The sequence below is a fragment of the Marinitoga sp. 1138 genome (assembly GCF_013363265.1).
GTDB lineage: Bacteria > Thermotogota > Thermotogae > Petrotogales > Petrotogaceae > Marinitoga > Marinitoga piezophila.
The window spans coordinates 143311-163664 of the sequence record NZ_LBFA01000001.1; the positions used below are offsets into that span (position 1 = coordinate 143311).

21 protein-coding genes and 1 other RNA gene are annotated in these 20354 nt (G+C 29.0%); 19 read left to right on the plus strand and 3 right to left on the minus strand.

The annotated features are described in order from the left end of the window. Nucleotides 1–6 precede the first annotated feature (6 nt). The 17 genes from XO11_RS00850 to tpiA all read left to right on the plus strand — a co-directional run bounded on the left by XO11_RS00850 (nucleotide 7) and on the right by tpiA (nucleotide 17446). Nucleotides 7–2211 (plus strand): methyl-accepting chemotaxis protein, encoded by a 2205-nt coding sequence (locus XO11_RS00850; protein ID WP_175418006.1) that lies wholly within the window; start codon nucleotides 7–9, stop codon nucleotides 2209–2211. A gap of 24 nt (nucleotides 2212–2235) precedes the next feature. Further along, a complete protein-coding gene (locus tag XO11_RS00855; protein ID WP_014295628.1) occupies nucleotides 2236–3507 on the plus strand; it encodes an amidohydrolase in 1272 nt (423 codons plus the stop codon). Nucleotides 3508–3559: 52 nt separating this feature from the next. After that, on the plus strand, nucleotides 3560–4471 hold the full coding sequence (locus tag XO11_RS00860) for a TIGR01212 family radical SAM protein (protein WP_175418007.1): 912 nt from the start codon (nucleotides 3560–3562) through the stop codon (nucleotides 4469–4471). An 8-nt stretch (nucleotides 4472–4479) separates the two neighbouring features. Then, nucleotides 4480–4806: RNase P RNA component class A (rnpB, locus tag XO11_RS00865), an RNA gene on the plus strand. Nucleotides 4807–4924: 118 nt separating this feature from the next. Next, complete coding sequence (locus XO11_RS00870) at nucleotides 4925–5437, plus strand: rubrerythrin family protein (protein WP_041638405.1); 513 nt, start codon at nucleotides 4925–4927, stop codon at nucleotides 5435–5437. A gap of 12 nt (nucleotides 5438–5449) precedes the next feature. Then, nucleotides 5450–5806, plus strand: coding sequence for a class II SORL domain-containing protein (locus tag XO11_RS00875; protein WP_175418008.1), 357 nt, complete (start codon nucleotides 5450–5452; stop codon nucleotides 5804–5806). Nucleotides 5807–6032: 226 nt separating this feature from the next. Then, nucleotides 6033–6533: a hypothetical protein gene (locus XO11_RS00880; protein ID WP_175418009.1), complete on the plus strand. Its 501-nt coding sequence runs from the start codon at nucleotides 6033–6035 to the stop codon at nucleotides 6531–6533. Between the two features lie 206 nt (nucleotides 6534–6739). Beyond that, the gene (locus tag XO11_RS00885) at nucleotides 6740–6988 is read left to right on the plus strand and encodes a TM1266 family iron-only hydrogenase system putative regulator (RefSeq protein WP_014295632.1); all 249 of its coding nucleotides are present in this window, start codon (nucleotides 6740–6742) and stop codon (nucleotides 6986–6988) included. A gap of 17 nt (nucleotides 6989–7005) precedes the next feature. Next, nucleotides 7006–8424, plus strand: a complete 1419-nt coding sequence (hydG, locus tag XO11_RS00890; RefSeq protein WP_041638678.1) for a [FeFe] hydrogenase H-cluster radical SAM maturase HydG — start codon at nucleotides 7006–7008, stop codon at nucleotides 8422–8424. A 3-nt stretch (nucleotides 8425–8427) separates the two neighbouring features. After that, entirely contained in the window at nucleotides 8428–9552 is a 1125-nt protein-coding gene (gene hydE / locus XO11_RS00895; protein ID WP_014295634.1) for a [FeFe] hydrogenase H-cluster radical SAM maturase HydE, read from the plus strand. Continuing rightward, the gene (gene hydF / locus XO11_RS00900) at nucleotides 9527–10768 is read left to right on the plus strand and encodes a [FeFe] hydrogenase H-cluster maturation GTPase HydF (RefSeq protein WP_075780104.1); all 1242 of its coding nucleotides are present in this window, start codon (nucleotides 9527–9529) and stop codon (nucleotides 10766–10768) included. Before hydE ends, hydF begins: the two co-directional genes overlap by 26 nt. A 14-nt stretch (nucleotides 10769–10782) precedes the next feature. Further along, the gene (locus XO11_RS00905; protein ID WP_175418010.1) at nucleotides 10783–12159 is read left to right on the plus strand and encodes an aspartate ammonia-lyase; all 1377 of its coding nucleotides are present in this window, start codon (nucleotides 10783–10785) and stop codon (nucleotides 12157–12159) included. Between the two features lie 108 nt (nucleotides 12160–12267). Then, the gene (locus XO11_RS00910; protein WP_175418011.1) at nucleotides 12268–12705 is read left to right on the plus strand and encodes a hypothetical protein; all 438 of its coding nucleotides are present in this window, start codon (nucleotides 12268–12270) and stop codon (nucleotides 12703–12705) included. A gap of 102 nt (nucleotides 12706–12807) precedes the next feature. Beyond that, the gene (locus XO11_RS00915) at nucleotides 12808–13746 is read left to right on the plus strand and encodes a radical SAM protein (RefSeq protein WP_175418012.1); all 939 of its coding nucleotides are present in this window, start codon (nucleotides 12808–12810) and stop codon (nucleotides 13744–13746) included. A gap of 142 nt (nucleotides 13747–13888) precedes the next feature. Next, entirely contained in the window at nucleotides 13889–14272 is a 384-nt protein-coding gene (locus tag XO11_RS00920; RefSeq protein WP_014295639.1) for a YbaB/EbfC family nucleoid-associated protein, read from the plus strand. A gap of 135 nt (nucleotides 14273–14407) precedes the next feature. Next, on the plus strand, nucleotides 14408–15412 hold the full coding sequence (gap, locus tag XO11_RS00925) for a type I glyceraldehyde-3-phosphate dehydrogenase (RefSeq protein ID WP_014295640.1): 1005 nt from the start codon (nucleotides 14408–14410) through the stop codon (nucleotides 15410–15412). Nucleotides 15413–15478: 66 nt separating this feature from the next. Next, complete coding sequence (gene tpiA / locus XO11_RS00930; protein ID WP_075780108.1) at nucleotides 15479–17446, plus strand: triose-phosphate isomerase; 1968 nt, start codon at nucleotides 15479–15481, stop codon at nucleotides 17444–17446. Between the two features lie 42 nt (nucleotides 17447–17488). On the opposite strand, the gene XO11_RS10450 is transcribed toward tpiA, so the two are convergent. Together XO11_RS10450 and XO11_RS10455 are read right to left on the minus strand one after the other, a co-directional pair. Further along, nucleotides 17489–17686 carry a hypothetical protein gene (locus XO11_RS10450; protein ID WP_232223907.1) on the minus strand — a complete coding sequence of 66 codons (198 nt, stop codon included), beginning with the start codon at nucleotides 17684–17686 and terminating at the stop codon, nucleotides 17489–17491. Further along, on the minus strand, nucleotides 17683–17853 hold the full coding sequence (locus tag XO11_RS10455; protein ID WP_232223910.1) for a hypothetical protein: 171 nt from the start codon (nucleotides 17851–17853) through the stop codon (nucleotides 17683–17685). The genes XO11_RS10450 and XO11_RS10455 overlap by 4 nt, the downstream gene beginning before the upstream one ends. Nucleotides 17854–18308: 455 nt before the next feature. Between XO11_RS10455 and XO11_RS00940 the strand changes: the two genes are divergently transcribed. Together XO11_RS00940 and XO11_RS00945 are read left to right on the plus strand one after the other, a co-directional pair. Beyond that, nucleotides 18309–19529: an MFS transporter gene (locus XO11_RS00940; protein ID WP_075780109.1), complete on the plus strand. Its 1221-nt coding sequence runs from the start codon at nucleotides 18309–18311 to the stop codon at nucleotides 19527–19529. A gap of 71 nt (nucleotides 19530–19600) precedes the next feature. Beyond that, nucleotides 19601–19792, plus strand: a complete 192-nt coding sequence (locus XO11_RS00945) for an ATP-binding cassette domain-containing protein (RefSeq protein ID WP_075780110.1) — start codon at nucleotides 19601–19603, stop codon at nucleotides 19790–19792. A gap of 181 nt (nucleotides 19793–19973) precedes the next feature. Here the strand turns inward: XO11_RS00945 and XO11_RS00950 are convergent, their stop codons facing one another. Next, the gene (locus XO11_RS00950) at nucleotides 19974–20342 is read right to left on the minus strand and encodes a hypothetical protein (RefSeq protein ID WP_175418013.1); all 369 of its coding nucleotides are present in this window, start codon (nucleotides 20340–20342) and stop codon (nucleotides 19974–19976) included. Nucleotides 20343–20354: the final 12 nt, after the last annotated feature.

A 20354-nucleotide genomic window follows, 5' to 3' on the forward strand; every position in this document is an offset into this window, starting at 1 on the left:
GATAATATGAAAATAAAATCCAAAATATTGATTTTGACATTTTCTTTGTTGTTTATATCATTTCTGATATTTTTTATGATAAGTTTAACGCAATCTCAGGATTCCTTAAAAAAGAGTTTTGTTAATAAATTAATAGTAGCCCGGGACTCAAAAATAATGTTGTTACAAAAGACATTGATGGAAGTTTCAAATGATTTAGATTACTTTAGCGATATGAATGCTATAGTTGAAAATTTAAAAGGATTTTATGACGAAGAAGATTTTTATAAAAGCTTAGATGACTTTGATACATTATTAAAAGATTTAAAACTTATATATTATGAGAATAATCCTTATAAAGAAAAAGAAAAACTTGACAATTTCTTTTATGATGACAATTTTGATCAAAATAAAATATCCTCAGATGTTTTAGATGAAGTATATCAATATAATTCAGTTCATGAGAAAATAAATCCATTGTTGAGAAAATTGATAAATACTAAAAATTTATATTATGATATTTATTACATATCTTCAGATGGATACGTACTATATTCCGTTAAGAAAAACGATGATTTTGCAGAAAGTATTAATTCGTCAAAATTAAAAAATACCAGTTTGGCGAAGATATATAAAATTTTAAGTGAAGATAAAGAAAATAAAGTTCATTTTTCAGATATCGAAGAATATAATATAGGCGACAGCAAATATGCTTTTTTTGCCGGTAAGAAATTAATATATGACAATCAAAACATAGGTTATTTAATAATTAGATTAAATGTGGAAAATTTTGAAAAAATCTTTATGGATAGAAGTGGAATGGGGAAAACTGGAATTACATACATAGTAGGTAAAGATAAAATAATGAGAAGTAATTTGCCAGACAAAAATACATTATTAAAACAAAAAGTTGATACAGACTATATTGTAGAAGCTTTAAAAGGAAATTCTGGATGGGAGATTTCTAAAAACATAAACAATGAAGATGTGATTGTAGCCTATTCATTGTTTAATTTTAAAGATATAAACTGGATATTTGTGGCAGAAGTTTCATTAAAAGAGGCTTATGAAGATTCAGTTAAAATCAGAAATATATTATCTATAACCTCTGTAATTATATTAATAATTTCAATAGTCATATCAATATTCTTTTCACAAAAAATATCAAGTCCACTAATTGAATTGAGTAAAAAAGTTGATAAATTTGCACTTGGCGACTTTACAGTAGATTTTAAAGTAAAAAGTAAAGATGAAACAGCATTAATAGCAAAATCATTGCAAAATATGGCAAATAATCTTAAAGATACAATAAAATGGATACTAATAGCAGGAGATAAGATTGAAAATTCAGCAGAAACACTAACGGAAATATCAAACAAAACAATGCGAGCAAATGAAGAATCATTATCAAAAGCCATGGATATAGAAGAAAATGCTGAAAATGCAGCATCATATACAGAAATGCTAACTACAGGTGTAAATGAAGTTTCAATTGCTGCTCAAAAGGTTTCAAGCGATACATCAGAAATATCAAAAGAAGTAAATGAAGCTACAGAAATAACTGAAAAAGGTGAAAAATCAATAATTCAAATTAATGAAATAATACAAAAAGCAGTAGAAAAATCAACTGAAACAGAAAAAGCAGTTGAAACCTTATCAGAAAAAGCTGAAAATATTGGTGAAATTGTTGATACAATAACAACAATTACAGAACAGACCAATTTACTTGCATTAAATGCAGCAATAGAGGCGGCAAGGGCTGGAGAAGCCGGGAAAGGATTTGCTGTAGTTGCAGATGAAATAAGAAAATTAGCAGAAGAAAGTAAAAATGCAACAGAAGAAATTGCTAAAATCTTAACAGAAATAAAAAATGGTACGATTCAGGCAAATAAAGCTACAGAGGAAACTGTAGAAGTAATAAATGAAGTTGAAAATCAGGCTAATGATGTAAAAGAAAAATTTGGAGTAATCCTTGAAAAAATAGAAAATATAAATAAACGAGTCGAAGGGTTAACCTCAAGTGCTGAAGAGCAAAGTGCTTCAACAGAAGAGATGGCGGCAGCAGCTGAAAAAACTTCACAAATGGTAAATCAAATTTCTGAAGAAATATCCGAAATAACAAGAGATATCCAGATAGAAAGCGAAGAAATAAGCAATGTAAATGAAAAAGCAGAAGAATTAAAAAAATTAGTAGAAGAGTTGAACAATAAATTGGATAATTTCAAAATATAATGTCAATAGTATAGAGGTGAAAAAATGAAAAAAATATTAAAAAATGCATATGTGTTAATGAGTGCGGATGCAGAAATAAAAAAAATGGACATTTTAATTGAAAATGGAATTATAATAGAAATTGAAGAAAATATAGAAAATGAAGACAATACTGTGGAATTAATAGATTTAAAAGATAAACTCATACTTCCTGGATTTATAAATACACATACACATCTTGCAATGAGTTTGTTCAGAGGAATAGGTGATGATTTAACCTTAAAAGAATGGCTGTTTGACGTTATGTTTCCTCGAGAAGAATTATTAACAGATGAACTCACATATTATGGTTCTTTAATATCAACAATGGAAATGTTATCCAAAGGAACAACAACAATTGTAGATATGTATTTATTTATGAATGGAACAGCAGAAGCAGTAAAGGATTTAGGAGTAAGAGCGTATTTAACAAGAGGATTGGGATATGATAATGATGAAGGATGGAAAAGAAGAATAGATGAAACAATAGAGCTATTTGAAAAATATCATAACAAATATAATATAAAAGTGGGATTTGGACCACATGCTCCATATACATGTCCAATGAATAAACTTGAAGAAATAGCTGAATTAACGGAAAAATACGATACGTTTGCTACAATCCATTTATATGAGGCGAAACATGAAAGGGATATGTATTCCTTTGAAGACTTAGAAAAAACTGGATTATTTAAAAATAACGTAATTGCTGCACATTGTGTTCATGTAGACGATAAAGATATGAAAATTCTGGCAAGAAACGAGATAACAGTTGCGCATAACCCTTCAAGTAATTTAAAGTTAGGTAATGGAATTGCTCCTATAATAAAAATGCTGGAACATGAAATCAATGTAACTCTTGGAACAGATGGGGCAGCAAGTAATAATACTTTAAATCTCTGGGAAGAAATGAGATTAGCAGCATTATTACAAAAATCATATGGTCCTGAAAAGTTTAAAACAGAAGAAGCATTAAGAATGGTATGGGAAAATGGAGGATATGCACTAAACGAAAAAATTGGAAGAATAGAAGAAGGTTACAAAGCGGATTTTGCAGTTATTGATATAAATAACATAGAATTCTATCCTGTAGATTTAAATAGATTAAAATCTCATATAGTATATTCAGCACCATCCAATAGAGTCTATGCAACTATGGTAAATGGCGAATGGGTTTATTACAATGGTGAATTTCCAAAATTAAAAGAAAATAATTATTACGAAAAATTTCATGAATTATACACTAATCTCGAAAATAAAATTAAAGAAAAAGAATAAATAAACGTTTATAATATTAGAGAAACGAAAAGATAAAAAAGGAGCAGAGAAGGTGTTATACAATAAATTAAGTGATTACTTAAAAAAAAGATATGGAGAAAGAGTCCAGCGTTTACCTATAAACGCTGGTTTTACCTGTCCAAATAAAACCGGTGTAAGAGGAACTGGTGGATGTATCTACTGTGAAGAAAGTGGGAGCGGGTTTGCAGCATTATCTCCTAAAACACCTATTGCAGAACAGATACAAATAATGATGAAAAGATATGAAGGTAGAGCAAACAAATTTATGGCATATTTTCAATCAAATACAAATACATATGCACCGACACATGTTTTAAAAAAAATTTACGATTCGGCATTAATAGATGAAAGAATAATAATTCTTGATATTTCAACACGACCTGATACAGTGCCAGACGATGTTTTGGATTTAATTGCATCGTATAAAGAAAAAATGGATGTTTATATAGAATATGGACTTCAAAGCGTTAATATAAACACATTAAAAATTTTAAATAGAGGCCATTCACTTGCAGAGTTTATAGATGCTGTTAATAGAGCAAAACAAAGAAACCTTGAAGTGATAGTGCATATGATAGTGGATTTGCCCTGGGATAGTGAAGAAGATATTATTGAAGGAGCAAAAATATTATCAGCATTAAAAGTAGATGGTGTAAAATTGCATTCCCTTTATATAACTGAAGATACTGTACTTGGAAAAATGTATAAAAATGGTGAAGTAAAGCCTTTAAGTTTAGAAGAATTTATTAATAGAAATATATTATTTTTAGAATATCTTGATCCAGAAATTGTAATTCATCGTTTAGCAGCTGATCCACCAAGAGAAGGTGTTTTGCATGGGAATTGGGGAATGTCCAAAATTAAAATAATAAATTTACTTGAAAAAGAAATGAAAAATAGAAATACCTATCAGGGAAGATTATTTAATTACTTAAATAGATAATATATTATAAAGTGGGACGATCGGTCGCGTGGCAGCATACTCGCATGCCATGAGGAAAGTCCGGACTCTGAGGGCGGGATGCCGGTTAACTGCCGGGAGGAGTGATCCTCGGAAAGGGCCATAGAAACGAAAACCGCCGAATATGGCAAGGGTGGAAAGGTGAGGTAAGAGCTCACCGGCATCAGGGTAACCTGATGGCCTGGTAACCCCCATCCTGAGCAAGGTCAAATAGGAAGGTTAAGCTTGCCCGGCTTGCCTTTTATGGCGCCTTCCAGGTAGACCGCTTAGATAAATGACCGACAAAACAGAATCCGGCTTACCGTCCCACTTTTTTTGTTAGCTAATCAAACTGTAAAAATTTTGTAATTTTTAAGTAAAATAAACGGTATAGAATATATTTGTAATTATTTTAAATTTGTTTTTATTTGAAAATTTAACTATAAGGGGGATGTAATTATGGTAAAAAAAGAAATGACAAGAAAATTTTTAGAAGATGCTTTTTGTGGTGAATCAAAAGCTCATATGAAGTATACAATTTATGCTGAAGATGCTGAAGCTCAGGGCAAAAAAAATCTTGCAAGATTATGGAGAGCAATTGCATATGCAGAGTTTGTACATGCTCGAAATCATTTTAAAGCATTGGGCTATTTAGGAAGCGTAGGAGATAATTTAGAAGATTCAGCGGCTGGAGAACACTTTGAAATTGAAGAAATGTATCCAGTATATAAAAATGCTTCAGAATTCCAGGAAGAAAAAGAAGCTGTAAGAAGTGCTCATTATGCATTAGAAGCTGAAAAAATACATGAAGAAATGTATAAAGAAGCAAAAAAGCATCTTGAAACCAATGAAGATTTAGAAGATAAAAAGGTTTATGTATGTAAGATTTGTGGATATACAACATTTGATGAAATACCAGAAAAATGTCCAGTTTGTGGTGCAACCTCATCACAATTTGAAGAGTTTTAAGGAGGGGAAAAAATGAAATTAGGAGATGTAATTAAATCAGCAGATTTCAAAAATGAAAAGCATGTACCAGTTATAGATGCACCTGAAAAGGTAAAGGCAGGAGAGACATTTAAAGTTGAGGTACAGGTTGGAAAAGATATAGCTCATCCAAATACAGTGGAACATCATATTGCGTGGATAGATTTATATGTTCATTATGAGGATAATCCAAATACCATTCATCTTGGAAGATTTGAATTTGGTGCAGGAGTAACCGAGCCACATGTAGTAACACATGTAAAATTAGACAAAAAAGGAACTTTAATAGCGCATTCATATTGTAACCTCCATGGTTTATGGGAATCAGAAAAGGTTATAGATGTAGAATAAGGAGCTTTATGCTCCTTATTTTTTTTTATTTTATAATTATATATTCAATAATTCTTCAAAAGATAATATATATTTTTATAGAGTTTTATACAATTTAATAATTAACATTTGTTAATCATTAAGAAATATTTTCTTTTTTTTTTTTTTTAATATATATATCCTATAATCTTTATAGGATATATATAATTAACTTAAATTATTATAAATTTTATAAGGAGGGATTTAAATGAAAATAAAAAGAATGTTCTTAGTAGTAATTATTTTTCTTTTCTTAAGTAGTTCAATATTAGTTGAAGGTGTTTCAATTTCTACAGATGTAGGATCAACTCTTTCTGGTGCTGTAAATATTTCTTTAGAAAGTAAATCAGAGGATCAAAATAGAGGATTGGCTTTTGGGATTTCCTTTTTATCTCAACAATATGATACTGTTAAAATGAATGGTTATGGAGTTTCTTTAACTCCAAAATTTTATTTAAATAATTCCAATTTATATAGTTTTATTGGATTTGGTGTTGGAGGTATTAGTCTTGTGGATTCATATTATGGTAGTTCTGGTATGATAATGATGTATTCAATTTCTGGAGGAATAGGATATAAATTCATTATTCCTACTTCTGATGTTATATTTTTTGTAGAACCATATTTAGGGGTAGCCTATATTAATATTTCTAATGTTATAAGTGGGATTTCACCAGCATTTGATTTAGGTATTGGACTAATTTTTTAGTTTTATAAATGAACGGATAGAATGTTTTCTATCCGTTTTTTAATTTTTTTGTAAAAAAAGTATGTTATAATTTTCTCGAAATATAAAAGTGAAATTTTTCTCCTGAGATGAAGGGAGTATTCCTGACATCAAGGGAGGGGAAATAAGGGATACAATATTCCCCTTCCTTGGTGTATAGAAAATACCAAAGGAAGGGGTGTTTTTTTATGGAAAAGAAGATAAGCACATTGTCCATAATAATTTATAACCGTGACTTAGCTTATCAAAAAGTAAGTGATTTATTACACAATTATGGTGAAAAAATTCTTTTGAGAGTGGGTTATCCAATGAAGGAAAAAGGAATAGCGATAATATTTCTTGTGGTGGAAATGACAACAGATGAGCTTGGTGCATTATCTGGAAAATTAGGGCAAATTGATTCTGTAAAGGTTAAAAGTACAACTTTAAAAATTTAAATTATCTGGAGGTGTTTATAATGTTATATATAAAAGATAGAGACAATTTAAAATCCTTTATTCCAGAAGAAAAAATCTTTGAATATTTAGAAACTACAAAAAATCCTGACAAATTTAAAGTTCGTGAAATAATTCAAAAATCACTTAATAAAAATCGATTAGATCCGGAGGAAATGGCAACATTATTAAATGTTGAAGATGAAGAGTTGCTTGAAGAAATATTTGAAGGTGCAAGAGAATTAAAAAGAAGAATATATGGAAATAGAATAGTATTATTTGCACCTTTGTATATTGGAAATGAGTGTATAAACAATTGTCAGTATTGTGGATTTAGAGTAACTAATAAAAATATTGTAAGACGTTCTTTAAGTATTGAAGAAGTAAAAAAAGAAGTAGAAGCTCTTGAAGATAAAGGACATAAACGATTAATAGTAGTTTTTGGTGAACATCCGAAGTATAATGCAAAATTTATGACAGAAACTATTAGAACAATATATAATACAAAAAAAGGAAAAGGTGAAATAAGAAGAGTAAACGTAAATGCAGCTCCACAGACTGTTGAAGATTATAAATTATTTAAAGAGGTTGGAATTGGAACTTTTCAGATATTTCAGGAAACCTATCATAGAGAAACATATAAAAAATATCATATAAGTGGTCCAAAATCCAATTATTTATGGCGATTATATGGTCTTGACAGAGCATTTCAAGCAGGATTAGATGATGTTGGAATTGGTGCATTATTTGGATTATATGATTGGAAATTTGAAGCAATGGGATTATTATATCATACTATACATTTTGAAGAAAGATTTAATGTTGGGCCTCATACAATATCATTTCCTCGAATAGAACCAGCACTTGATACACCAATTGCAGAAAGACCGCCATATGCACTGGATGATAAAAATTTTAAAAAGCTGGTAGCTATTTTAAGATTAGCAGTACCATATACAGGATTAATACTAACAGCAAGAGAACCTGTAGAAATAAGAAATGAAGTATTAAAGTTTGGAGTTTCCCAAATAGATGGTGGTTCAAGTATAGGCGTAGGAAGTTATTCTGAAACCGATGAAGAAAAGATAAAGAAAAGTCAATTCCTGCTTGGAGATAATAGAACATTAGATCAAATTATTGAAGAACTTTGTGAAGAAGGTTACTTGCCTTCATTCTGTACAGGATGCTATAGATTGGGAAGAACAGGAGAACATTTTATGGAATTTGCTATACCGGGATTTGTAAAGAGATTTTGTACTCCTAATGCTGTTTTGACATTTCTTGAATATTTAGAAGACTATGCACCAGAATCAACAAAGAAAATTGGTGCAAAAAGAATAGAAGAAGAAATTAAAAATATGCAAGATTCCCCGTTAAAAAAAGAATTACTTCAAAAAATAGAAAAAATAAAAGCTGGAGAAAGAGATTTATATTTCTAAGGGGTGATTTATATTTCAAAACGGTTTGAAAGATTAATTGAGAAATTAAAAAAAATTCAAAATGATGTTTCTTCAGAAGTAAGTGAAATAATAAACTATTTTTTGAAATACTTCACATTGGATTATGAAAAAATATTATGGATTTTAAGGTTAGAAAACGAAAATAAAAAAGAAGAAATATATAAAGTAGCAGATATAGTAACAAGAACATTGACTACAGACTTTATTACATTAAAAGGAATAATTGAATTTACCAATTATTGTAATAAAAGTTGTAATTATTGTGGAATTAGAGTACAAAATAATTGTATAAAAAGATATAGAATACCAGAAGAAGAAATATTAAAAATAGCAAAAAACGGAGTAGATATGGGTTTAACAACCATTATCTTACAAGGAGGAGAAGATGAGTATTTTTCTGATGAAACACTGGAAAGAATAATATATAAAATTCATCATGAATATAAAACATCTGTTTCCCTTTCAATTGGTGAAAGAAGCAAGGAAGCATATAAAAGATTTAAAGAAGCTGGTGCTTCAAAGGTTTTACTAAAACATGAAACAATAAACAAAAAAATATTTAATGAGATACATCCAGATAAAGATTATGAATATAGAATAGAATTGTTAGATTATCTTGTATACCTGGGATATATTACAGGTTCAGGTAATATAATTGGTCTTCCAGGGCAAACAGAAAAAGACATAGCTGATGACATCATATTTATGAGAGATCATAGAATAAAAATGATTGGCATGGGACCATTTATATCAACGCATAATACGCCATTAGAAGGATATCCAGATGGTTCTGCTGATTTAACGTTAAATGCATATGCAGCAACAAGATTAACAATTCCATATGCATTAATGCCTGCAACAACAGCTTTGGGAACTTTAAAAAGAGATTATCAATTTAAGGCTTTGAGAAGTGGTTGTAATGTAATAATGGTAAACATTACTCCTGATAAATATAGGAAAAATTACAATATATATGATGAAAAAATAAAAGTTGAGTTTTATGAAACTGCGGAAAGAATTCTTGAAGAAGGTTTAAAATTAAGTCCGTATACATATAGAAGGATTTTGGAGGCGAAAAGAAATGGCTACTCCTATGAAAGGATATAGAAAATATATAGCAATTGCTGGTAGAAGAAATGCTGGTAAATCTACGCTTATTAATGCACTTTTTGATCAAGAAATTGCTATTACGAGCGATATTCCCGGTACCACTACTGATCCTGTATTCAAAACAATGGAATTGCAGCCAATAGGTCCTGTTACTATTATTGATACACCTGGAATAGATGATGAAGGTAAAATAGGAGAATTTAGGGTAAAAAAAGCGTATAAAGCATTATATAAAGCGGACATTGGATTAATAGTAACAAATGATAAAGTTAGCAAATATGAAAAAAAACTTATTGAGATATTTAAAGATTTAAAAATTCCATTTATCGTTGTAATAAACAAAAAGGATATAATAAAAAATATAATAGAAATAGAAAATAGTTATAAACAATACACAAAAAATGTAATTTCAATTTCAGCATTAAAAAAAGAAGGGATTGAAGATTTAAAAGAATTAATAGCGAAAGTATTACCGAAAGAAGAGGAAATACCTTTAATAGCAGATTTAATAGAACCAGGACAATTAATAGTTTTAGTTGTTCCCATAGATCTTGGCGCACCAAAAGGACGCTTAATAATGCCACAGGTTACAGCCATTAGAGAAATTCTTGATCGTGAAGCAATAGCTATAGTAACAAAAGAAAGAGAATTAAAACATACCTTAGAAAATTTGCAAAGGAAACCTGATCTTGTAGTTACAGATTCTCAAAGTGTAATGAAAGTTGTTTCGAATATAGATAGCGATATTCCTCTTACAACATTTTCCATTTTAGAAGCTCGTCATAAAGGAGATCTTGAAATATTATCAAAAAGCGTGGAAGCCATTGAAAAATTAAAAGATGGAGATACTGTGATAATAATGGAAGGTTGTTCTCATAGACCACTTACAGAGGATATAGGAAGAGTGAAAATTCCACGTTGGCTTACAAATCATCTTGGTATAAATATAAATTTTGAATTTATTGCTGGAACAGAATTTCCTGAATATGAAAAAGTTAAAAATGCAAAGCTTATTATTCATTGTGGAGGTTGTACATTAACGAGAAAAGCAATGTTAAGACGTATAAATATTGCCACTATGTATAATATACCAATAGTAAATTATGGTGTATTAATTTCATATTTACATGGAGCAATAGATAGAGCGTTGGAAATATTCCCCGAAATATCAAGAAATAAACATAAAGGATATGAATCATTGTTATTGGATTAATATGAGGTGGTCAAATGCGTGTTGAAAGAGATTTTATTGGCGAGTTGGAAATACCTGATAATGTTTATTATGGTATACACACAGCAAGAGCATTAAAAAATTTTCCGATTACAGGTGAAAAATACAATGAGAATTTTATCTGGGCTTTTTTCATGATAAAAAAAGCCGCTGCAATTTTAAATTATGAACTTGGATATTTAGAAAAAGATATTGCAAAGGCAATTGTAAAAGCCTGCGATGAATGGAAAAATCTTAAAAATTATATAGTTGTTGAACCTCTATCCGGAGGAGCTGGAACATCTATTAATATGAATTTTAATGAAGTAATTGCTAATCGAGCAACAGAGATATTAAATGGAAAAAAGGGAGAATATATAGTAAATCCATTGAATCATGTAAATCTACATCAATCAACCAATGATGTGTTTCCAACAGCAGGGAAAATAGCTATAATTAAAGAATTGAGAGAAGTTGTAAGTAATGTAATAAAATTACAGGATATAATTCAAAATAAAGAAAAAGAGTTTATGAAAATAAAAAAAATAGGGAGAACTCAATTAATGGATGCTGTACCAATAATGCTTGGACAGGAATTTGGTGCATGGGCTGATGCATTGAGTAGAGACAGGTGGCGATTGTACAAAGTTGAAGAGAGAATAAGAAGTGTCAACATTGGAGGAACCGCAATAGGAACAGGAATAGCGGCACCAAAAGAGTATGTTTTAAAAATAGTAAATGTAGTAAGAGAAATAACAAAAATAGGAATTGCAAAAGCAGAAAACCTTATTGACGCCACTCAAAATTGGGATGTATTTTCGGAAATTAGTGGATTATTAAAATCATTAGCTGTAAATTTAATAAAAATATCAAATGATATAAGAATATTGGGATCAGGAAGATCAGGGTATAACGAATTAATTTTACCCAAAATTCAAGCTGGAAGCTCAATAATGCCTGGTAAAGTTAATCCAGTAATTCCAGAATATGTAATTCAATTATCACTAAGCGTTATCTCGTTTGACAACCTCATTACAACAGCAACTTATAATGGTAATCTTGAATTAAACCACCTTGCTCCTTTAATAATTCATTATACATTGAAGTCAATGGAATATCTTAATAATTCTCTTACAGCTTTGAAAGGATATATAGAACTAATAGAAGCCAATGAAAAGCAATGTCAAAAAAATTTGATAAATTCTTATACCTTTATTACTCCATTAATAGAATTATTTGGATATGAAATAGTATCAGAAGCACTTGAAAAAAACGATTATGAAGTTGAAAAAGTCATTAAATACCTCTCTGAAAAATACAACAAAAATATTGAAGAACTAAAAAAATTGATAAATCCAGAAAAAATGACAGGGCTTGGATACAACCTAAAATGATATATAAAATTATTTCTTTTGAAATAAAAAGAAATAATAATTTAAAAAAGAATTTATATAATCTATTAGCAGAAGGTTAAACTTTTTGAAAATCAGGGAGGTATTAAGATGCAGGTATCATTAGATCAATTAATAAACATCATTATGGCAAGACTTGAAGCTATTGAAATGTCAATGGAAGATTTAAAATTTAGAACAAATATTGCTTTAAGGGTATTATACAAAAATGAAATCTTAACAGAAGAAAATTTAGTAGAAGCAATTAAAGATGAATTTAAAGCACACACAGAATTAGAAGGTAAAAAAGTTGAGCTTCCAGATGACAAAGCAAAAGAAATGTCAAATGACATATTAAACTGGGTAAAAAATGATTTAGAAGAAATGAAAAAGAAAATGCAGGAATATGAAGAACAATTAAAGAGTTTAATGCAGCAAGAAGCTATGAATACACCAGATATTAGTGTTGCTCCAGCAGACTTGCTTAATCAGCTTGATCAGATGAAAAAAGCACCAAAAGGTGGAAATAATGGAGGAATAATTTTTTAAGAAATAACATCAATCCCCGACATGAAAATGTCGGGGATTTTTTTACAAAATAGTGGTATAATTATATATGTATTATATATATAATTACAAGGAGATGATAATATGGGTAATGTATTTGGTCCAGTACCTTCAAGAAGATTGGGAAATTCTCTTGGAATAAATTTAACACCATTAAAAACCTGCAATTATGCATGTATCTATTGTCAATTAGGAAAAACGACAAACTTTACAAATCAAAGGAAAGAATATATAAAAACCGAAGAAATTATCAAAGAACTTAAATATGCAATAGAAAATACAGAATTGCCAATTGACTATATTACCTTTATTGGCGATGGAGAACCAACATTGCATTCTGGTTTAGGTGAAATAATAAAATGGATAAAGGAACAACATAAAGAGAAATTTAAAATAGCTGTAGTAACAAATGGATTTTTAATGTATGATGAAAAAGTAAGAGAAGAATTAAAACTTGCTGACCTTATTTTGCCGAGTATTGATGCCCCGGATGAAAAAAAATTTAAGTTAATAAATAGGCCTATTGAAAATATTTCATATGAAAAAATTATTGAAGGATTAAGGATATTTGCAAAAGAGTATACAGGAAAAATATGGATAGAAATAATGTTAATGAAAGAAATAAACGATAGCAGAAAAGATATAGATAAATTAGCTGAAATAATAGGTTCTATTAATCCATTGCCAGAAAGGGTATATATAAATACACCTGTTAGACCACCGGTTGAAAAATGGGTGAAAATACCTTCTGAAGAAGCAATAAAATATGCTCAATCTGTAATACCGAATGCATACTCAATTGCATATAGGGAAGATGGCGATTTTGATGTAAGTAGATATACCAATTCATTAGATGCGATACTGGATATCACAGAAAAACATCCTTTGAGATATGATCAGGCAGAAAAAATAATAAATCATTTTAACGATGAAAAAGAAAAGGTGTTTCAGGAGTTAGAAAAAAGCATAAAAATAGTAGAATATGATGGATATAAATATTTGTTGAAAAAACTAAAAAAATAGTCATAATAACAATGAAAAAAATTTCATACAAAAAATGAGAATTTTTAATTTATTTAAACATAATCATTAAAATTTGAGATTTATGGTATAATATAACTGATAATTCAGCATAAAGAATAATAGAGTGACAAAGGAGGTTATTATGGCTAAAAAAATCAGAGGACTTGGTGGAAGAAGCTTAAAATCATCAGGTGGAAAGAAAAACGATTTAATGAAATTAATGCAGGAAGCTCAAAAAACTCAGGAATTAATGGAACAGGAACTTAAAAATTTTGAAAATGAATTAGCTATAAAGGAATTTGAAGCAACAAGTGGTGGAGGAGTTGTAAAAGTAATAGTTACTGGAGATTTAAGGGTAAAAGATATTGAAATATCAGAAGAATTAGCAGATGAAGAATTTGAAATTATAAAAGATATGATTATTGCTGCTACAAATGAAGCTATTGATAAAGCAAAACAATTTAAAGAAGAAGAAACAGAAAAAATTACTCAAAAATACATCGGTGGATTAAATTTAGGAATGTAATTAACATTAATTAAATATAATCAACTTCAAAAATTTATAATTGCAAAATATAAATTTTAAAAATAAGGGATATAATGATATTAGAGAAAAAAATAACAAAGTAAATTCACATTACATATCAGGAGGTGTTTATTAATGGCTATTAAGATTGCTATTAACGGTTTTGGGAGAATTGGGAGAGTTGTATTTAGAGAAATGATGAAAAGGGATAATTTTGAAGTTGTTGCTATCAACGATTTAACAGATCCAAAAACATTAGCTCACTTATTAAAATACGATAGTGTACATGGAAAATTTGACGGTACAGTAGAAGTTGTAGAAGATGGATTTGTAGTAAATGGTAAAAAAATAAAGGTATTTGCTGAAAAGAATCCTGCAAACTTACCTTGGGGAGATTTAGGAGTAGATATTGTTATTGAATCAACAGGTGTATTTAGAAGCAAAGAAAAAGCTATGCCACACATTGAAGCAGGTGCAAAAAAGGTTATAATCACTGCACCAGCAAAAGGTGAAGTTGATTTAACAGTTGTTTTAGGTGTAAACGATGAATTATTAAAGAAAGAACATGTTGTAGTTTCAAACGCATCATGTACAACAAACTCAATTGCACCAGTAATTAAAGTATTAAACGATAAATTTGGTGTAAAAACAGGATTATTAACAACAGTACATTCATTTACAAATGACCAGAGAGTATTAGACTTACCACATAGCGATTTAAGAAGGGCAAGAGCAGCTGCAGTTAATATTATTCCAACAACAACAGGTGCTGCAAAAGCTGTTGGGGTAGTTATTCCTGAATTAAAAGGTAAATTAGATGGTATTGCAATGAGAGTTCCAACACCAGATGGATCAATTACAGACTTAACAGTTGTTGTTGAAAAAGCTACAACTGCAGAAGAAGTAAATGCTGTTATGAAAGAAGCAGCAGAAACATATTTAAAAGGCATTTTAGGATACAATGAAGATATGATTGTTTCTTCAGATATAATCGGAACAACATTCTCAGGAATCTTTGATGCAACATTAACAAAGGTTATGGACGGCACATTAGTTAAAGTTGCTTCATGGTATGACAACGAATACGGTTACTCAACAAGAGTTGTAGATTTAGCAGAAAGAATGGCAGAATTAATATAATATAAGTTTAATAGGGGGACTTTAATTAGTCCCCTTTACTGATTATACACAAGGGAGGGAGAATAAATGGATAAAATGACAATTAAAGATATTGAATTAAAAGGTAAAAAGGTTATTATGAGAGTTGATTTTAACGTTCCAATGAAAGATGGAGTAATTACAAACGATAAAAGAATAAAAGCTGCATTGCCAACAATAAAACATGCTTTAAATGAAGGTGCAAAAGTGATATTATTATCACATTTAGGAAGACCAAAGGGAGAACCAAAACCAGAATTCTCATTAAAACCAGTAGCAGAAAGATTGGCAGAATTATTAGGCCAGGAAGTAAAATTTGTTCCAGAAGTAGTAGGAGACGAAGTTAAAAAAGCTGTTGATGAATTAAAAGAAGGTGAAGTATTAGTTCTTGAAAATACAAGATATATGAAAGGCGAAACAAAAAATGATCCTGAACTTGCAAAACAATGGGCAGAATTAGCAGATATTCATGTTAATGATGCATTTGGAACAGCACATAGAGCACATGCTTCAAATGTTGGAATTGCACAATATATACCAAGTGTAGCAGGATTCTTAATGGAAAAAGAAATAAAATTCCTTTCAAAAGCTACAGCTAATCCTGAAAAGCCATATGTAGTGATACTTGGCGGAGCTAAAGTTTCAGATAAAATAGGCGTTATTACAAACTTACTTGAAGTTGCAGATAAAATATTAATTGGTGGAGCTATGATGTTTACATTCCTCAAGGCATTAGGTAAAGAAATAGGTTCATCAAAATTTGAAGAAGATAAAGTTGACTTAGCAAAAGAATTATTGGAAAAAGCAAATGAAAAAGGTGTAGAATTAGTATTGCCAGTTGATGCAGTTATTGCACAGAAATTAGAAGCTGGTGTTGAAAAGAAAGTAGTAAAAATTGAAGACGGCATTGAAGATGGCTGGATGGGACTTGACATTGGACCTGAAAGCATAGAATTATTCAAGTCAAAATTAGCTGGAGCAAAAACTGTTGTATGGAATGGACCAATGGGTGTATTTGAAATAGATGATTTTGCAACAGGAACAAAAGAAGTTGCAAATATGGTTGCTGAAATCACAGATGAAGGTGCAATAACAATTATTGGTGGTGGAGACAGTGCAGCAGCCATAGAAAAATTCGGTCTTGAAAGAAAGGTTTCACATGTTTCAACAGGTGGAGGAGCTTCATTGGAATTCCTCGAAGGAAAAGAATTACCAGGTATAGCAAGTATTGCATCTAAAAAAAAAATAAATAAAAGAAAATATATTCTTGCTGGAAACTGGAAAATGAATAAAACAAATCTTGAAGCAGCAGAATTCATTTCCAAATTAACAGCAAAAATAGGCAAGGAAAAGAAATTTGAAGTTGTAATAGCTCCAACATTCCTTGCATTAGAAAAGGCTGTGGATTTAACAGCAAGCACAAATATAAATGTTGCAGCTCAAAATATGCACTTTGAAGATAAAGGTGCATTTACTGGAGAAGTATCAGCTGACATGTTAAAGTCATTAGGTGTAAACTATGTAATTCTTGGACATTCAGAAAGAAGAAATATTTTTGGTGAAACAGATGAAATAATAAACAAAAAAATCAAGAAAGCTCTTGAAAAAGATTTAACACCTATATTCTGTATTGGCGAAAAATTAGAAGAAAGAGAAAAAGACTTAACTTTTAATGTAATAGAAAAACAGGTTAAAGAAGGATTATATGGAATAGAAAAAGAAGATGTCAAAAAAATAGTTATTGCATATGAACCAGTATGGGCAATTGGAACTGGAAAAGTAGCAACACCAGAACAGGCTGAAGAAGTTCATGCATATATAAGAAAATTATTAAGCGAAATGTTTGATGAAGATGTTGCAGAATCAGTAACAATATTATATGGAGGTAGTGTAAAACCAGAAAATTACTTTGGATTATTTACAAAACCAAATATCGATGGTGGTCTTGTTGGAGGCGCATCATTAAAAGAATCATTTATAGACTTAGCAGATATTATGAGAACAATAATAGCTTAATAGTAGTATAACAAAATCCCCGTGTTATTCACGGGGATTTTGTTATAAAAACCTCTCAATAATCTCATCAATCAAAACTCTTTCATCATCTTCAAAAGAGTAATAACCAAGAGCAACACGTTTTTGACCGAGACCATATTTAATTGCAAAATCGCGAACCTTTCCTTTTGGATAAGGAGTAATGGGCCATTTAATATCGTATCGAACGCAATTTCTTAAAAACACATCAAAAACTTTCATTCCTCATCACTGAGCTTAAAATAATTAAAAACAAATTCCTTAAAGTTCTTTGTTTTCTTAAAAAGCTCAGTGATGAGTTTTTTTCTTGCTAAATAAAATGGTGAAATATTATATTCCGCATTTTCAACATCTTCAGAATTCAATAATCTTCTTTCAGCTTTCTTCAAATACTTTTTTAACCTCCAAATTACAAAAAGTTAAAAATATTTTTACTAATCTTTTTTGAAAGTAAGAAACTTTAAAATCACCATTCTCTTGTAACATAATAAAGAATTAAGAAAAAGACAAAATAATGAATATAAAAGTATTTTAAAAAACGAAATAAAATCCCGGATTTTTCGATGTTACACGAGTTAATTAAAATGTAATAAAAATCAACTTCTAAAATACTGATAAAAAGCGGATTTTTATTTTAAAAAAAACACTTGAAAGTCATGTTAGAAATAGTAAAATCAATAATGGAGGTGGAAAATATGAAAAAATCACTATATTAATACTTTTAGGAATAATAATATTTTCAACAATAATATTTGCAGAAGATAATGATTAAGTATTTAATATATAAATGGATAAACAATAATTTAATTATATATAATACATTCATTTAAGGAAGTGAAAAAGTATGAACAAAAATTTTAAGTTATATATATTCGGAAGATTAATTTCCAATCTTGGGGATACTATACAGGTTATAGGTTTTCCGTTGTTATTGTTGGATATTACACAATCGGCAACAATACTTGGACTAGCAACAATATTTATTATGGTTTTTGAAATAATAATAAGACCATTTTTAGGAGTTATAGCTGATAATTATAATAGAAAAAAAATAATGGTAGGAATGGACTTTATTAGTGGTATTTTATGTTTAACTATGGCATATCTTATAGCCAATAACATTATAAGTATATGGTCGATATTTATATATTTGATTGTACAATCTATTGTGAGTACATTATTTGATACATCAACTTATGCAATGTTGCCAGAACTTGTAGAAAATCAATATCTTGAAAAAGCAAACTCATATCTTTTGATAGTTTCAAATATTTCTTCATTGTCAGGTCCTCCAATAGGTGCTTTATTATATAGCATATATGGAATTAAGATACTATTGCTCATTAATGGAATAACTTTTTTACTTTCAGGAATAAGTGAGTTATATATTGAATATGATTATAATATGGAAAATAAGAAAAAATTATCAGAAATATCCTTTTACGATGAAATAAAAGATGGAATAAAATATTTAAAAAGAAAAAAAGAGTTAAAGCATCTATTGAATATAATTATCTATTATTCTGCATGGATGATACCAATATTTGCAGTATTTATACCTGTAATAATAAAAAGAGATGGAGGATTTTCTGCAACATATGTTGGATTAGCAGAAACTGCTATGACAGTTGGTTCTTTAGCAGGTGCATCGCTAATAACCTTTATAATGGTAAATGACAAAAAAACATTATATTTTAAATTATCAAATATTATAATGAATATAGCGGTTCTATTTTTAGGAATAATAATATTTTGGAATTATTCAAATGAAATTATCAAATTTTTATCAATAGCAACAATGCTATTTTTATTTAATATAGCTCTTGTAATTACCAATGTAATAATAAATTCGAAATTTCAAATGAGTATAGATAATGAAATAAGAGGTAGAATAGGATCATTAAAAATGGTAATAATGCAAATAGTAACAATAGTAGGAATATATATAGGAGGAAAAATAATAGATAAAATCCACAGTGGATATTATTTAATATTTTTAGGAATAACAGGGATATTGATAACGGTGTTTTATATAATTCCATATTTTAGTGAAAATGAAAATTAATATATAATATTATAGAAATAAAGATAAAAATTTCTCAAATTATATAATATTAATAAACAGGAGTGAAAAAAATGATAAAATTTGAAAATGTTGTAAAAGAATATAAATTAAAAAAAGACAAGGTAGTAACAGCACTTAAAGGAATTTCATTTGAAATAGAAAAGGGAGATATCTGTTTTTATCTCGGGCCAAATGGAGCTGGGAAATCAACAACAATAAAATTATTGCTTGGAATATTAAAACCAGATGATTGTAAATGGTAAAATAAAATGGTCCTTTCCAGAGTTACTTGACATTTGCATAACATAAATAACCAATTAATTGAAATATTATTGGAGGTAAATTTTAATGCTGAAAGTAAAAAATTTGCAGAAAAGTTAAGTAAATTCATTAGTAATGGTTTTTATATATAAAAGCCGGCTTTTGAGCCGGCTTTATTAATTATTAATAGCTTTTTGCGTTATTTGAAAGTCTAAAAGTTTCTGTTCTATCATTATCATTTATAATGTGAAGATATCTATCTTTAGCCTCTTTGGCTTTTTTCTTTAGGATAGAAGGTAAATCGGAATTTTCAAATTCTTCTTTTAATAATTCCATTAATGGTTCTTCAAAATAATATCCATTTTCTAACTCTTCATCAAAGACAATATAATTTAAATGTTCGTCTGTAATTTTTTCCGGGAAAGCGCTTTTTAAAAAATTGAGTGTATATTTTGCGAAAACATCTACGACATCTTGAGGTCTTTTTGCTTTGTTAAGCATTTCATGATATTCCCTCTTTGTTTCTTCATAAAACTTTACGTATGACTTCATCAAATCCCCCCT